14 protein-coding genes are annotated in these 15,539 nt (G+C 38.6%); 5 read left to right on the forward strand and 9 right to left on the reverse strand.

Translation table 11 applies throughout. From position 1 onward, the window contains the following. Window positions 1–2,385, reverse strand: a complete 2,385-nt coding sequence (locus EPL02_RS08645) for a 3-hydroxyacyl-CoA dehydrogenase/enoyl-CoA hydratase family protein (protein ID WP_131887474.1) — start codon at window positions 2,383–2,385, stop codon at window positions 1–3. Window positions 2,386–2,566: 181 nt separating this feature from the next. Between EPL02_RS08645 and EPL02_RS08650 the strand changes: the two genes are divergently transcribed. Next, window positions 2,567–2,716 (forward strand): YuzL family protein, encoded by a 150-nt coding sequence (locus tag EPL02_RS08650; RefSeq protein ID WP_076512331.1) that lies wholly within the window; start codon window positions 2,567–2,569, stop codon window positions 2,714–2,716. Between the two features lie 51 nt (window positions 2,717–2,767). Here the strand turns inward: EPL02_RS08650 and EPL02_RS08655 are convergent, their stop codons facing one another. The 6 genes from EPL02_RS08655 to EPL02_RS08680 all read right to left on the reverse strand — a co-directional run bounded on the left by EPL02_RS08655 (window position 2,768) and on the right by EPL02_RS08680 (window position 7,753). Further along, window positions 2,768–3,685 carry a proline dehydrogenase family protein gene (locus tag EPL02_RS08655; RefSeq protein WP_131887475.1) on the reverse strand — a complete coding sequence of 306 codons (918 nt, stop codon included), beginning with the start codon at window positions 3,683–3,685 and terminating at the stop codon, window positions 2,768–2,770. A 215-nt stretch (window positions 3,686–3,900) separates the two neighbouring features. Then, complete coding sequence (locus EPL02_RS08660; protein ID WP_094911146.1) at window positions 3,901–4,149, reverse strand: DUF2573 family protein; 249 nt, start codon at window positions 4,147–4,149, stop codon at window positions 3,901–3,903. After that, complete coding sequence (locus EPL02_RS08665; RefSeq protein ID WP_131887582.1) at window positions 4,142–4,879, reverse strand: IucA/IucC family C-terminal-domain containing protein; 738 nt, start codon at window positions 4,877–4,879, stop codon at window positions 4,142–4,144. The genes EPL02_RS08660 and EPL02_RS08665 overlap by 8 nt, the downstream gene beginning before the upstream one ends. Next, window positions 4,872–5,696 (reverse strand): ABC transporter ATP-binding protein, encoded by an 825-nt coding sequence (locus EPL02_RS08670; RefSeq protein ID WP_119543962.1) that lies wholly within the window; start codon window positions 5,694–5,696, stop codon window positions 4,872–4,874. Before EPL02_RS08670 ends, EPL02_RS08665 begins: the two co-directional genes overlap by 8 nt. A 30-nt stretch (window positions 5,697–5,726) precedes the next feature. Then, entirely contained in the window at window positions 5,727–6,776 is a 1,050-nt protein-coding gene (locus EPL02_RS08675; RefSeq protein ID WP_131887476.1) for a FecCD family ABC transporter permease, read from the reverse strand. Next, on the reverse strand, window positions 6,773–7,753 hold the full coding sequence (locus EPL02_RS08680) for a FecCD family ABC transporter permease (RefSeq protein WP_432651971.1): 981 nt from the start codon (window positions 7,751–7,753) through the stop codon (window positions 6,773–6,775). The genes EPL02_RS08675 and EPL02_RS08680 overlap by 4 nt, the downstream gene beginning before the upstream one ends. 204 nt (window positions 7,754–7,957) lie before the next feature. Between EPL02_RS08680 and EPL02_RS08685 the strand changes: the two genes are divergently transcribed. The 3 genes from EPL02_RS08685 to EPL02_RS08695 all read left to right on the forward strand — a co-directional run bounded on the left by EPL02_RS08685 (window position 7,958) and on the right by EPL02_RS08695 (window position 10,569). Beyond that, on the forward strand, window positions 7,958–8,932 hold the full coding sequence (locus tag EPL02_RS08685) for an ABC transporter substrate-binding protein (protein WP_131887478.1): 975 nt from the start codon (window positions 7,958–7,960) through the stop codon (window positions 8,930–8,932). A gap of 111 nt (window positions 8,933–9,043) precedes the next feature. Further along, window positions 9,044–9,223 (forward strand): YozQ family protein, encoded by a 180-nt coding sequence (locus tag EPL02_RS08690; RefSeq protein ID WP_131887479.1) that lies wholly within the window; start codon window positions 9,044–9,046, stop codon window positions 9,221–9,223. A 143-nt stretch (window positions 9,224–9,366) separates the two neighbouring features. Next, window positions 9,367–10,569 (forward strand): MFS transporter, encoded by a 1,203-nt coding sequence (locus EPL02_RS08695; protein WP_131887480.1) that lies wholly within the window; start codon window positions 9,367–9,369, stop codon window positions 10,567–10,569. Window positions 10,570–10,606: 37 nt separating this feature from the next. Here EPL02_RS08695 and EPL02_RS08700 read toward each other — a convergent pair whose 3' ends face one another. Next, window positions 10,607–11,326, reverse strand: coding sequence for a YebC/PmpR family DNA-binding transcriptional regulator (locus EPL02_RS08700; RefSeq protein ID WP_131887481.1), 720 nt, complete (start codon window positions 11,324–11,326; stop codon window positions 10,607–10,609). Between the two features lie 311 nt (window positions 11,327–11,637). Between EPL02_RS08700 and EPL02_RS08705 the strand changes: the two genes are divergently transcribed. Next, a complete protein-coding gene (locus tag EPL02_RS08705; RefSeq protein ID WP_286175366.1) occupies window positions 11,638–14,817 on the forward strand; it encodes a bifunctional cytochrome P450/NADPH--P450 reductase in 3,180 nt (1,059 codons plus the stop codon). A gap of 89 nt (window positions 14,818–14,906) precedes the next feature. On the opposite strand, the gene EPL02_RS08710 is transcribed toward EPL02_RS08705, so the two are convergent. Beyond that, window positions 14,907–15,539 carry a LysE family translocator gene (locus tag EPL02_RS08710; protein ID WP_094911137.1) on the reverse strand — a complete coding sequence of 211 codons (633 nt, stop codon included), beginning with the start codon at window positions 15,537–15,539 and terminating at the stop codon, window positions 14,907–14,909.

Raw genomic sequence — 15,539 nt, forward strand, 5'->3', positions numbered from 1 at the left:
TTAGTTACGCAATGGCTTCCCTTTTACTAGCATGTGTTGCATACGTTGCTGAGACTTCATCTCTCCCACTAGGCTCAAGAATGCTTCTCTCTCTAAGTCTAGTAAATAATCTTCATCCACTTTTGTTCCGTAAGGTACGCGTCCACCAGCAATTACAAATGCTAGCTTCTTTGCAATCTCATAATCATGATCTGAAATAAATCCTGAATATTTCATTGATTGGGCACCTAGCAATAAAGTTGCATAGCCAGTCTCACCAACTACAGGCACTTTTTGGCGAACTGGTGGCTCATAACCAGCTTGTGATAATGACAGAACAGACTGTTTTGCTTCTTCAAGCAAATGATCTTGGTTTAAGGTAATACCGTCCTGATGGTTTAAGAAATTTAGCTCTCTTGCATGAAGAGCAGAACTAGAGACTTTAGCTGTCGCAATAGTTTCAAACGTTTTATTTGCAATCTGCTGCAAATCTAAGTTCACATCATTTGGAAGACCTTGTAACTGCTTTAGATAAAGCTCTTTATTTCCACCACCACCTGGAATTAAGCCAACTCCAACTTCAACTAACCCCATATATGTTTCAGCAGATGCCTGAATTTTAGCAGTTGGTAAACAAATCTCCGTTCCTCCACCAAGCGTCATTGCAAATGGTGCGGCAACGACAGGCTTTTCATTGTATTTCACTTTCATCATCGCCTGTTGAAATTGACGAATTACAAATTCAATTTCAAAGAAATTATCGTCTTGAGCTTCCATCAAAATCATAGCTAGATTCGCGCCAACGCAGAAGTTTTTACCTTGGTTTCCAATAACTAAACCTCTATAATTTCGATTCACTTCCTCTAACGATTCATTTAAGAGCTGAACAATATCTAAGCCAATAGAATTATTTGGTGATGTAAACTGTAAGCATGCTACGTCGTCTCCTAAATCAATTAGACTTGCGCCACTGTTCTTTTTAATAACTTTATCCTGTGCTTTTAAAGCTGATAGGTGGACAACTTTTTTGTTCTCTACAACCGGCTTATACTCATTGTGATCATAATAAATTTTTTGCCCATCTAACTCCTTATAAAATGCGGAAAATCCGTTTTCTTTCATCTCCTGAACCCAACCCGGCATTTCTAATCCTTCAGCTTCCATTTTTTCAATAGCGGCATTAAATCCAATTGCATCCCATGTTTCAAACGGTCCGTAATCCCAGCCAAATCCCCACTTCATCGCTTGGTCAATAGCGACGATATCATCAGCAATTTCTCCTTTTAACTGTGCTGAATAAAGCAGTACCGGGCTAATGATTTTCCATAAAAATGCACCTGCGCGGTCATCTGAATATAGAAGCGCTTTCATTTTATTGGAGAACCCTTTTGCTTGTTTACTCAATTCCACACTAGTAGTTCTAAGCTTTTGACGTTCTTCATACTGTAACGTATCCGGGTTTAATTCTAAAATCTCTTTACCTTTTTTCAAGAAAAATCCTTGACCAGATTTACTTCCCAGCCAACCTTTTTGCTGCATGACTTTCATAAATGCAGGAATGGTAAAAACATCTTTTTCTTTTCCATCTACTTTATCGTAAACGTTATTAGCAACGTGAATAAACGTATCAAGCCCTACAACATCAAGCGTTCGAAACGTAGCACTTTTTGGTCTTCCAATGAGTGGTCCCGTAATCGAATCCACTTCACCGACGCTATAACCACCTTTAAGCATTTCTTGAACCGTTACTAGCAAACCATAAGTCCCAATTCGATTAGCGATAAAGTTAGGGGTATCTTTGGCAAGGACAACGCCTTTTCCAAGAACGTTTTCACCAAAGCCTTTCATATATTGAACGACTTCTTCTTTTGTATCTTTAGTAGGAATAACTTCTAATAATTTCAAATAACGAGGCGGATTAAAGAAATGTGTGCCTAAAAAATGTGCTTTAAAATCGTCCGATCGGCCGTTTGCCATCGCTTCAACTGAAATACCTGAAGTATTTGAACTGATAATAGTACCAGGCTTTCTTACAGCATCAAGTTTTTCAAAAAGCTGCTTTTTGACATCTAATCGCTCCACAATAACTTCAATAATCCAGTCACATTGGCTTAACTTTTCAAGATCATCTTCTAAATTTCCTGCCTTAATAAAAGAAACACGTGATTTGGCCATTAAAGGTGCTGGCTTTTGCTTAGCTAAATTTTTTAGTGCAGTTAAGCTCATTCGGTTACGTACCTGTGTACTTTCTAGCGTCAGTCCATTTTTTGTTTCTTCTGCATTTAATTCACTAGGCACGATATCCAATAGCAAGGTTTCGATTCCCACATTTGCTAAATGTGCTGCAATTCCAGATCCCATTACGCCTGAGCCAATTACAGCGGCTTTCTTAATTTTAAAGCTCATTCTTATATCCCCCTCTATACATTGAATGAATAGTCATTCATTTTATAATTAAAAAAAAGAGAGCTACTTTTAATCTCTGATACTACTATAAAACACTTTTTAAATTTTCGCAATATACGAACATCATTATTTGCAACTATTTTTTATCTCTTTGGTTATATTAAGGCCAGGAGGTGATATCATGTCACGCTTAAAAAAAGACCCTTCATCCGCAGGTGTAAGCGCAGCTAGCGTTAAAGGAAATGCTGGCCCAACACAAGAAGTTCATAACCACGGTAAAAAAACATCTCAGAATCAACAATACGGAAAACAAAATATGCAGGATAACTAAGCTACAGATCGAACAAGGAAATACCGTCTTGTTCGATTCTTTTCATGAAGGTTATTTTTTCACAATGCCTTTTAAAATAAAAGCTACATTCGCTGGGCGCTCAGCTAACCTTCTCATAAAATACCCGTACCAATCCTTTCCGTACGGTACATATACACGCATCTTATATCCTTCTTTCCTTAACTGCTTTTGACGCTCAGGTCGAATGCCAAATAGCATTTGAAATTCAAATTGATCACGCGGAATATCATGAATGACTGCTAACTTCTTTGCATACTCAATAATCTGATCATCATGCGTTGCAATGGCGGTGTAGTGGCCATTAAGCAAATGTACTTTAATAATGTTCTTAAAGCTATCATCTACATCAATTTTATCTGGGAAGGCAACCGCTGTGGATTCCTTATATGCTCCTTTTACTAACCTTAAGTTTGGAGCGTATTCACTTAAATTTTTGATATCTTGTTCCGTTCGATATAAGTACGCTTGAAGCACCGTGCCAACATTGTCATAACGCTTTTTAAGCTCCTTAAAGATAGTAATCGTCTTTCCGCAACGCTGGTAATCTTCCATATCGATTGTAACGAATACATTGTATTGCTTTGCTTCCTTCAAAATATATTCCATATTTTTCATCACTAAATCTGTCGAAATATCTAAACCCATTGACGTTAACTTTAATGAAAGCTGAGAACTAAGCTTCTCATCGTGAATGCGTCGGATTGCTTGGATACAATGTTCCGTCATATAAGCAGCTTCTTCCTCCGTTGTAACAAATTCACCCAGATGATCAACTGTAACTTCAAGCCCTTGTTCATTTAATTCACGCACCACGTCCACTGCTCCATCAATCGTCTCACCTGCTACAAAACGCGCGGCTCCAAAGCGTAAGCCATAATGCTTCGCTAGCTTTGTTAACATTTTATTTTGAGATAAAAACAAAAAAAAGTTGCGCATTGATTGTTCCATAGCATTTCCCCCGATTTTTCTTCCCTTATATTAAATCTGCAATTCCTTACCGAACCATGTAATATAGCAGTTATTATACACTTTAACATTTTTTTGAAAATAGAGATACATTCAAGCAGTAACTTGTCGCCTTTCTTTACTAGTATATGTACCTAATTTTTGTCCGGTTCTGCAATTTATTTAGACAAAAAGCTCATATATGACAATATGAGCTTTTAGCTTTTGCTTTCACGAAGCTGTTCATTTAAACTTTTTATTTCTTTAATTAATTCGACCATCTCTTGCTTAGCTTCAGGATATTGATGATTCCAATGCTTGATTAACGGTGGCATTGACTTTGAAATATACGTATACAAAGCCCACTTTTCAATCTTATCCTTTAAATCTGAATTCGTTTCCCCCACCATAAGCTCTGTATATTTCTCTAGAAGCACATCAAATTTCTCGTTAAACTCTTTATCCATAAATTGACGCCTCCTTGAATTTTGCTCGACATAAAATGGGACAGCTTTTACAATACTTTTTCTTGCCGGCCAGCTGATAGGATAGACAGCACGTTTGACGACTTTCTCTTCGCGCATAGCACTTTAACGGATTGACTTCATATTGCCCAAATTGATCACCCGTTGCTTCATAGAAAAGGTAAGTGAAGTCTGCTTCTAACTGATGCTGATTGACACTGCTATCTTCTTTTAATTGATCATATAACCAAAGAATATAAACAGCAATGTTTTCCCACAGCACTCTTTTTGACATACCTGTATATTGATTAAGCGCATCCCAGATTGGCTCAAACCCTCTAGAAAAGAGTTCAGTCACTATTTCTTTTCGTTCTTCGTTTCGATTCGCTGCGTCAACTTGGGTAATGGCTTGTTTCGCATAATAGACTTGAGGTAACCATAACCCATCGTCTTCACACTCTGCTTGTAAAGAGAGGTGCTGCACGTCTACTCTTTTTTGGCATACTGTAAAAGCATATAAGCAGCCTGCGGCTACAAAGCCGAGCCTTTTTGCAAAAATAGAAGCGACCACTCTGAAGTTGGGTGCTTCTATCTTGCTTTGAATAAAAGAGAGAGCACTTTTAATCTTCCGCTTATCAGTAAGCTCAGCCAGCTTCATCTCATAGGCTGATGTTTGTATAAAAGTAGCTCTAAACTTCTCTTCGAACGCTTTCTGTTCTTTTATGTTAAGCATGCTGTAGTCCAGCCCCAACCTTTTGAACCACACATCTTCCTCTACCGTGCGGAATACAAAGCGGTGTACCAAAAAGCGGGTCAACCGTTACTTCACAATTCATATTAAACACGTTACGAACCAGCTGACACGTAATCACTTCTTCAGGTTTTCCCTGCGCATAAATTTGTTTGTCCTGAAGTGCTACAATATGATGCGCATAGCGACATGCTAAATTTAAATCATGTAAAACCATTACAATTGTTCGCTGTTCTTTTTCATTTAGTTCAAACAGCAAATCTAAGATTTCAATTTGATGAGTCATATCCAAATACGTTGTGGGTTCGTCAAGTAAGATAATATCCGTATCTTGAGCAAGAGTCATAGCAATCCAAGCACGTTGCCTTTGTCCTCCAGATAAAGAATCTACTTGACGATCAGCTAAATCACTTAGTCCTGTTGATTCTAGAGCTTTTTGAACTTTTTCTTCGTCTTCCTTCGACCATTGGCGAAACCAATTTTGGTAAGGATAACGCCCTTGCTTTACAAGCTGTAAAACCGTAAGACCCTCAGGTGCTACCGGTCCTTGTGGTAGAATAGCTAACTGCTTAGCAATTTCTTTTGTTGGTAATGATGATATTTTAGATCCCTCTAACAAAACTGAGCCTGTTTGTGGCTTTAAAAGCCGAGCAAGTGAACGCAAAAGCGTTGACTTACCACAGCCATTACTTCCAATAAAGACCGTAATCTCCCCTTTAGGAATCTTCAAATCTAATTCATTGATAATCATTGTTTCTCCGTATGATAAGCTTAACGACTTTGTTTCTAATGAATGCATGACTTTCACTCCTTTTTGAAAAGATTACGCTCAGACGTTCCGCTGCTTATATAATAAGTAGATAAAATATGGTGCTCCAATTGCTGCTGTGAAAACACCTGCTGGTATTTCAAGTGGTAAAAAGAACGTTCTTCCGACTAAATCTGCAGCTACAATTAAAATTGCACCAATCAGTGCCGATAAGGGAAGCAACGCTCCAAACGACGAACCAACGAGACGGCGAGCAATATGAGGAGCTAGTAGCCCAACAAAGCTAATACCTCCAGCAAACGCGACGGCGGTACCCGTTAGTGCCGTGCTCATTACAAGCAGCATTAAGCGATTTTTTTGAACGTGACTTCCTACATTAGTGGCAACTTCTTCCCCTAGCTCTTGAATATTGAGATTACGAACCATAATTAATGCAAGAATCATTAAAACAGCAGTAATTGGTGCAATCGTATATACATTTGCCCAGTTTGATCCATAGACACTGCCAGTAATCCAAATGTTAGCTTGGCTGGCTTGATAGATTGGACCCATAATCATAAATAATGTTGTCATCGCCTTGGTCAAAGCGGTTAAACCGATACCAATCAATACTAAAGTAATGGGTGATACACCATTTCGCCAAGCAAAGATATAAAGCAAGATTGCTACAATTAAAGCGCCTAAAAATGCGCTAAGCGGTAACCAATGAATGCTAACTGTTAGGGAGTTTTTTTCGTCGCTGAATAATGCTAAAAATAAAACGACTCCAACAGAAGCTCCTCCTGTTAAACCAATGAGGTCTGGTGATGCCAAAGGGTTACGAACAAGGCCTTGAAGAATAGCTCCCGCTGCTGCTAAGCAAATCCCTGCACAGATAGCGACAAGAATACGAGGTAGCCTAAATGACGTGACCACTAACTTTTCAAACTCAAGGCCCTGCCCAAATAAAATCCCTATAATTTTAAATGGACCAATGAATAATTCACCCATTCCAGCGCTTAATAAAAAGAGCACAAACAGTAGCAAAGTACAGATTGAAATAATAGCTGTAGCTTTTATATTAAGTAAAAAAGAAAAGTTTTTTAAACGAATTGGTTGGTACTTCTTCATGCTTTAGCCCCCTTCCTTGCTAAATAAATAAAGAATGGGGTTCCAATAAAAGCAGTCATAACACCAACGGGAATTTCTTCTGGCATAATAACATAGCGAGCTGCAATATCTGCAATTAATAGCAAAATCCCACCTGCTACTGCGCTATAAGGAAAAATCCAACGATAGTCGTGGCCCACAAATGCTCTTACGATATGAGGAATAATAATACCTACAAAGCTAATAGGGCCTGCAATGGCAACGGCTCCTCCTGCCAAGATGGCAATGAGTATACCTGCTGTTAGTTTGACAGCAATGGTTCGCTGCCCTAAACTTCTTGCCACATCCTCACCCATATTTAAAATATTTATTTTTCCTGCCATAATAAATGACGCGATAACAGCGACTGCAATATAAGGTAGCACGCTATACAAGACTTCTAACTTACGACCTTGCACTGAACCTGCCAGCCAATATAGTACTTGCTCAAGTGCAGTTTCATCTAATACGAGTAAGCCCTGTGTTAAAGAAGAAAAAAATGCAGCGATAGCTGCCCCAGCTAGCGTCATTTTTATAGGCGTTAGCCCTTCTTTACCAATCGAACCTAAGAAATACACTGCTACAACAGTTAAAGCCGCTCCAATAAATGCAATCCACGTAAAAGCTTGTAGAGAATTTACTGAAAAAATCATAATGGCAACAACGATGAAAAAACCTGCTCCAGCATTCACACCAAGAATATCAGGAGAAGCAAGCGGATTTTTCGTTAATGCTTGCATCATTGCACCTGCAATTCCGAGACATGCACCCACAACTGCACCTATTAGAGCACGTGGCAATCGTACATTTTGTATAACTAAGTGTTCGTTTGAACCATCGAACGACTGAAACGCATTGATAGCTGTTTTTATATTTGTATCTGTATAGCCTAAGATAATGCTTAAACCGATACAAATTAGTAGAATGACTATACTTAAAATTAAACCCGTTACTCTCATTTTTCTGTTTTGTAAAATCATCTTCATTGCTCCTCTAAGGTAGCCTATTTCACTATTACTTTCTTTTAGTTTAGGGAACATTAAAATAAGTGTCAATGACTTTGATAATCATTTTCAACTTTTTATTGACAGCCCTTACTTTTTGAAATATTATCATAGTTGTAATTGAAAATCATTATCAATCATACATAGGGGGTTCATTAAATGAAAGCGTCTAAAGTGAAATATTTATTCTCACTGATGGCTGTAATGGTTCTTGTTTTCTTAGCAGCTTGCGGTAACTCATCATCTGAAGGTGAAAAAGAAAACAAAGATAGCGCAGCAAAGGATCAGTCTTATACAATTAAACACGCAATGGGTGAAACAGAGATTGAAGGAACACCTAAACGTGTTGTTATTTTAACAAATGAAGGTACGGAAGCACTATTAGCTATGGGTGTTAAGCCAGTCGGAGCAGTAGAGTCTTGGTTAGGAAACCCTTGGTATGACCATATTAAAGACAAAATGGAAGGTGTTAAAAGCGTAGGTACTGAGACTGAGCCTAGTCTTGAAACAATTGCGTCTTTAAAGCCAGATTTAATTATTGGTAACAAAATGCGTCAAGAAAAAGTGTACGATCAATTAAGCCAAATTGCACCAACAGTTTTTGCTGAAGAGTTACGAGGCGACTGGAAAGAAAACTTTAAGCTTTACTCAAAAGCAGTGAACAAAGAAGATGAAGGTAAAAAAGTATTAGCTGACTTTGATAACCGAGTAGCTGATTTAAAAGAAAAACTTGGAGATCAAAAGAAAGAAGAAATTTCCATTGTACGCTTTACAGTTGGAGATGTACGTATTTATCATAAAGATTCATTTTCTGGCGTAATTCTAGATCAACTTGGCTTTGCTCGTCCTGAATCACAGAACAAGAGCGACTTTGCAGAAATGAACGCAACAAAGGAGCGCATCCCTGCAATGGACGGAGATAAGCTATTCTACTTCTCATATGAAACTGGTGATGGAGAAGCAACAAAAGTAGCTAAAGAATGGACAAACGATCCGTTATTTAAAAACCTAAACGTATCTAAAACAGACAGCGTATATCCAGTAGAAGATGCGATTTGGAACACTGCAGGTGGCGTATTAGCTGCAAATGAAATGCTAGATGATATTGAAAAAGTATTTTTAGGTGAAAAATAAACAACAGGACAGCCTTTACAGAAAGGCTGTCTTTTTTTGTGTGCATATATCCTTCCCTACTCACACAAACTGAGAAAGAAGTTTATTTCACTATGGAAAGGAAGATACACTATGAATAAAAATGAAAACCAAAAGCAAATCAAACCAGTTAATACAAATGATTTAGCAGGACGCCAGTTTAAGTCTGAAGACTATAAAAATAGTGATGAAGTATCTCAAGGTTTCGCTGAAACGCATGAACAGATGAGCGATACTTACCAAGAAGGTACGGTTGAAGATACAAATCGTTAATGCTAAAAAGACGCTTGCTAGCGTCTTTTTTCCTTTCCCTTCTCTCTTACTTTTTCCAAGCTCAAAATTACTAGTGACAAAATGTAAAGACAGTTGTAAACTGTTTAAGACTAATGTAAAGACATCTGTTAGAGGAGGACCCTATGAGTAAGAACAACTTGTCTGAACGCCAGCTATTAAACATCGCCGGACTCGGGTGGCTATTTGATGCAATGGACGTAGGCATTCTTTCATTTATTATTGCAGCTCTACATACAGAATGGAACCTTACACCTAATGAAATGAGCTGGATTGGCAGTGTTAACTCCATCGGTATGGCTGTTGGAGCTCTTGTTTTTGGCTTGCTTGCAGATCGAATTGGCCGAAAATGGGTTTTTATTATTACGCTGCTACTCTTTTCGATTGCGAGCGGCTTGTCTGCTTTATCGACAACATTATGGGTATTTTTAATTTTACGATTTATTATCGGAATGGGACTAGGCGGGGAGCTTCCTGTTGCTTCGACACTAGTATCAGAAACTGTAGCTCCTGAACGACGAGGAAAAATTATTGTACTGCTAGAAAGCTTTTGGGCATACGGCTGGTTAGCTGCCGCACTCATCTCATACTTCGTCATCCCGAACTTCGGTTGGCAAATTGCACTATTAATTACCGCTTTACCTGCTTTTTACGCACTTTATTTGCGTATCAAACTTCCAGATTCTCCGAAGTTTACACAATCAATTGCAGAGAATAAGCCCTCCGTTTTAGATAATATTAAGCATGTATGGAGCAAAGACTATCGTAAACCAACCATAATGCTATGGATTCTTTGGTTTTGCGTTGTATTCTCCTACTACGGTATGTTCTTATGGTTACCAAGCGTTATGGTCATAAAAGGATTTAGCTTAATTAAAAGCTTCGAATACGTACTCATTATGACTCTTGCACAACTGCCGGGCTATTATACGGCGGCTTGGTTTATTGAAAGAATGGGACGAAAATTTGTATTAATCACCTATCTTATCGGAACAGCTGCAAGTGCATATTTCTTCGGAACTGCAGAGTCTCTTGGGTTATTACTTGCATCGGGAATGCTTTTATCCTTCTTTAACCTAGGTGCTTGGGGAGCTTTATATGCATATACGCCTGAACAATATCCAACCGTTATTCGTGGTACTGGCGCAGGAATGGCTGCTTCCTTTGGTAGAATTGGGGGAATTCTAGGGCCACTCCTTATTGGTTATTTAACAACCCAAGGCACTTCTCTGACTGTTATATTTGCCATTTTTGCAGGGGCAATCTTAATCGGAGTTGCATCGGTTATCTTCTTAGGATCTGAAACAAAACAAAAAGAATTAGCCTAATAAAAAAAGACGTTCTACATGAGAACGTCTTTTTTTATTATTCGCTTAGGTCAACATTATGATAGACCTGTTGAACGTCATCTAGGTCTTCAAGTGCATCAATCATTTTTTCAAACTGAGCTTTTGCATCTTCAGGCAACGTCACGTCGCTCTGAGCTAACATCACAATTTCTGCTACTGTAAACTCTGTAATACCAGCTTGTTTAAAAGCAGCTTGTACAGCGTGGAACTGATCTGGCTCAGCGTACACAATCACTGCATCTTCTTCTTCTAAAATATCGCGAGCGTCAACATCTGCTTCCATTAAAATCTCAAGAACTTCGTCGGATGATTTACCTTCCAGTCCAATAACAGCAGTTGCATCAAACATATAAGAAACAGATCCACTAACACCCATATTACCGCCGTTTTTACCAAAAGCAGCGCGAACGTCTGAAGCTGTTCGGTTTACATTGTTTGTTAATGCATCAACAATAACCATTGAACCGTTCGGGCCAAAACCTTCATAACGAAGCTCATCATAACTTTCTTCGCCGCCGCCTTTTGCTTTTTCAATTGCACGGTCAATGATAGCTTTTGGTACGTTATATGTTTTTGCTCGCTCTAAAACAACTTTTAGCGCTTGGTTTGCTTCTGGATCTGGCTCACCTTGTTTTGCTACTACATAAATTTCACGACCAAACTTAGCATAAATTCGACTTGTTTGAGCATCTTTTGACGCTTTCTTTTCTTTAATATTATTCCACTTACGACCCATATTTTTCACTCTCTTTCGAATGTATATCTATGTTAAAACATTAATCTGCCATCTTCTATTATACCGCAATTAATTTATTCGGCAATTCTTTCAGCACCATCATCATTCATCTTTACATGGTAAGAAATCAAAGCTACTACTATAAGGAATCAGCTCATATATTAAGCTAGAAGCCGCCTGATTTCCTACTTCAAAAAAGGATATCATTGGTATTAAAAATAATTAAGTGATAATATTATTTATCTATAGCATTTTGAAAAAGATGCTTTTTTGACAACTGAATATTTCCCTATTTATTACATTTAGGAAGGATGATTTTCATGAAAACAGAAATACCTCAGCCTAAAACATACGGTCCACTCGGCAATGTACCTTTGCTCGATAAGAATACTCCCATCTTATCACTAATGAAATTAGCCGAAGAGTATGGCCCAATCTTTCGACTGCAAGGTCCGACGGGTTCTTCTCTTGTTATTTCAGGGCATGAACTTGTAAAGGAAGTGTGTGATCAGTCCAGGTTTGATAAAAGTGCTGAAGGTGCTTTAACTAAAGTGAGAGCTTTTGGGGGCGACGGTTTGTTTACGAGCTGGACGCATGAACCGAATTGGCAAAAAGCACACAATATTTTAGCTCCAACCTTTAGTCAACGTGCAATGAAAGATTACCATTCTATGATGGTTGATATTGCAGTTCAGCTCGTCCAAAAGTGGGAACGTTTAAACCCCAATGACGAAGTTGACGTTCCGGAGGATATGACGAAGCTCACATTAGATACCATTGGTCTTTGTGGATTTAACTATCGTTTTAACAGCTTCTATCGAGAGAATTATCACCCGTTTGTAACAAATATGGTCCGTGCATTAGAAGAGTCAATGCATCAAACGCAGAGACTTGATATTCAAGATAAGCTAATGATACGAACGAAAAAACAGTTTCAACAAGATATCCAAGAAATGTTTTCATTGGTTGATAATATCATCTCAGAACGCAAAAACCAAAATGGTCAATCAGCCAAAGACTTATTGGCTCGCATGTTAACTGTTAAAGATCCAGAAACAGGTGAACTACTGGATGATGAAAACATTCGCTATCAAATTATTACGTTTTTAATTGCAGGTCACGAAACAACAAGTGGGTTACTTTCATTTGCGATTTACTACTTAATGAACAACCCTGATAAGTTGGAGAAAGCTTACAAAGAAGTCGATGCTATTTTGACAGATGAAGTACCTTCATACGAGCAAGTAGTAAAACTCAAATATATAAAAATGGTGTTAAATGAATCCCTTCGATTATGGCCAACCGCTCCGGCTTTTAATCTGTTTGCAAAAGAGGATACTCTAATAGGTGGTAAGTACCCTGTGCAAAAAGAAGGAGAGCGAATAACGGTGCTGCTTCCGTCTTTGCACCGCGATAAGGATGCTTGGGGAGACGATGTAGAAGAATTTATTCCAGAGCGCTTTGAAGATCCTGAAAAAGTACCACACCATGCCTTTAAACCTTTTGGAAATGGGCAACGAGCATGTATTGGTATGCAGTTTGCGCTTCATGAAGCCGCACTTGTACTTGGAATGCTATTAAAGAAATTTACATTTATTGACCATAATCATTACCAGCTAGACATCAAACAATCATTAACACTAAAGCCTAATGATTTTAAAATTGGAGTGCAAAAGCGAGGAGTAAATTTACAACCGGCTACACTACATGCACAAGATACAAAAGAAAAGAAGCAAGAGCAAAAACAAACAGAAATTATGGGAGCAAATAAACTACCTCTCCTTGTGCTTTACGGATCTGATACGGGCACAGCCAAAGGTATAGCCGAAGAACTTGCAGAAGAAGCAAGCATTCACGGTGTGAAAGTAGAGACAGCAAGTTTGAATGACCGCTCTCGATTTTTACCAAAAGAAGGGGCTGTTTTAATTGTCACTGCTTCTTATAACGGACAACCACCTAGCAATGCAGTTCAGTTTTTGAAATGGTTAGATGAAGCAGGAGCAAATGAACTTGAAGGCGTTACATATGCTATATTTGGCTGCGGAGACCGCAACTGGGCCAGCACTTATCAAGCAGTTCCAAGAGCAATTGACGAACTGCTTGCAAAAAAAGGGGCAACGCGTTTTTCAGAACGAGGAGAAGGTGATGTTAGCGGCGATTTTGAAGAAGAGTTTAGTACTTGGAAATCCACAATGTGGAAGTCAGCAATAAGCACATTTGGATTAAAGGTAACGGAAAAATTAGAGAAAAAACAGGATTCTCTTCGCTTACAGTTCGTAAGTGGTCTAAATGTTTCACCGCTGGCACCTTCATACGAAGCAATCCAAGCAACTGTTATAGGAAATCGTGAACTTCAAGCGCCTGCTAGTGATCGAAGCACGCGTGCTATTGAAGTGCAGTTACCTGATGGAATGACGTATAAAGAAGGTGATCATTTAGGGGTCTTACCAAAAAACAGCCCAGCTCTCGTAGATCGTGTACTAAGAAGATTCCGTCTAAACGGAAGTGACCAAGTATTGCTAACAGCTACCGGACGCTCTGCAGTTCACTTACCGGTAGATCGTCCCGTATGCTTAGAGGATTTACTTAAATATAGTGTTGAGCTCCAAAGCGTCGCTACTCGTGCACAAATTCGTGAGCTTGCTTCTTTCACTGTTTGTCCACCGCATAAATATGAGCTTGAAGCTCTGCTTGAGGAAGGGACCTATCAAACAGAAGTATTGGCAAAGCGCATTTCAATGTTAGACTTTTTAGAGAAGTATGAAGCGTGCGAAATGCCGTTTGAACGCTTTTTAGAACAACTCCCAGCGCTCAAACCACGCTACTACTCTATTTCAAGTTCGCCACTTGTAAAAAAAGATACGCTTAGTATTACGGTTGGTGTTGTTGATTCACCTGCTTGGAGTGGTAACGGCTACTATAAAGGTATTGCTTCAACTTATTTAGCTGAATGTAGAGAAGGTAAAGAAATTACATGCTTTATCCGTACACCTCAATCGAACTTCCAGCTGCCAGAAAACAAAGAAACGCCTGTTATTATGGTCGGTCCTGGAACTGGCATTGCACCATTTAGAGGATTCTTACAGCAACGTCGCATGTTGAAACAACAAGGAACGAACCTTGGGGAAGCTCACCTTTACTTCGGATGCCGTCATCCAGAGCTTGACTATCTTTATCAAGAAGAGCTAGAACAATCTGAACAAGAACAGCTTGTATCGGTCCATACAGCATTTTCTCGCTTAGAGAATCAAAAGAAAACATATGTACAGGACCTTATCAAGAAAGATGGAGATTACTTAATTTCACTGCTTGACCAAGGTGCTTACCTCTACGTTTGTGGAGATGGAAGCAAGATGGCTCCTGACGTTGAACAAACGCTTTGCGAGGCTTATCAAAGCGTTCATAACGTAAGCGAGCAAAATGCTAGAGAATGGCTGAGTAACTTACAGGTAAACGGACGCTATAACCAAGATGTTTGGTCTGGTGCATGATTTAGTTGCATATGAAAGCATCGAAAAAGAACCATAAAGTAAGTTTATGGTTCTTTTTCATATGCTCAAACAGCAGTAGTTTATGAACATCATATAATCGTTTTTATTCCTACACCAATCAGCATTAATCCTGTAGATTTTTGAAATGCCTTTTGAACTCGTGGTTTTTCTAACCACCTTTTCACATACTCTATGATATAAACGACAACTAAAAACCAAATCACCGCTATTCCAGTCAGAATTAGACCTAAAACTATTAGCTGCTGATTTACATTTTCATTAATGTTAATGAACTGAGGCATAAATGTTATATAGACTAAGATCGTCTTTGGATTAAGAATATTGCTAAGTGCTCCTTGCAAATAGGAATCTCTATAATAACGGCGTAATGAATGATGAGTTTGAGCATCATCTTCAACCTGAATTGATTTTAGTGAGACAATATCTTTATCTACAAACGCCTTCACGCCTAAATAAAATAAATATGCCGCTCCTAAATATTTAATTGCATTGAAGAGAAATACGGATTGGGCAATAACAACTGACAAACCTAGAACTGCAACAGTCGTCCAGAAAGTAAGTCCTGTTGCCATTCCTAATATTGTATAGCGTCCAGCTTTTGCTCCGTGATTAAGCGTATTTTTCATAATAAGAATTGTATCTGCACCTGGAATCATAGACATAACAAGCGCCATTAAGATATAAGCAACTAAATTATCCAT

Source organism: Bacillus sp. CBEL-1 (assembly GCF_004348885.1).
In the GTDB taxonomy this organism is placed as follows: Bacteria; Bacillota; Bacilli; order Bacillales; family Bacillaceae_H; genus Priestia; species Priestia aryabhattai_A.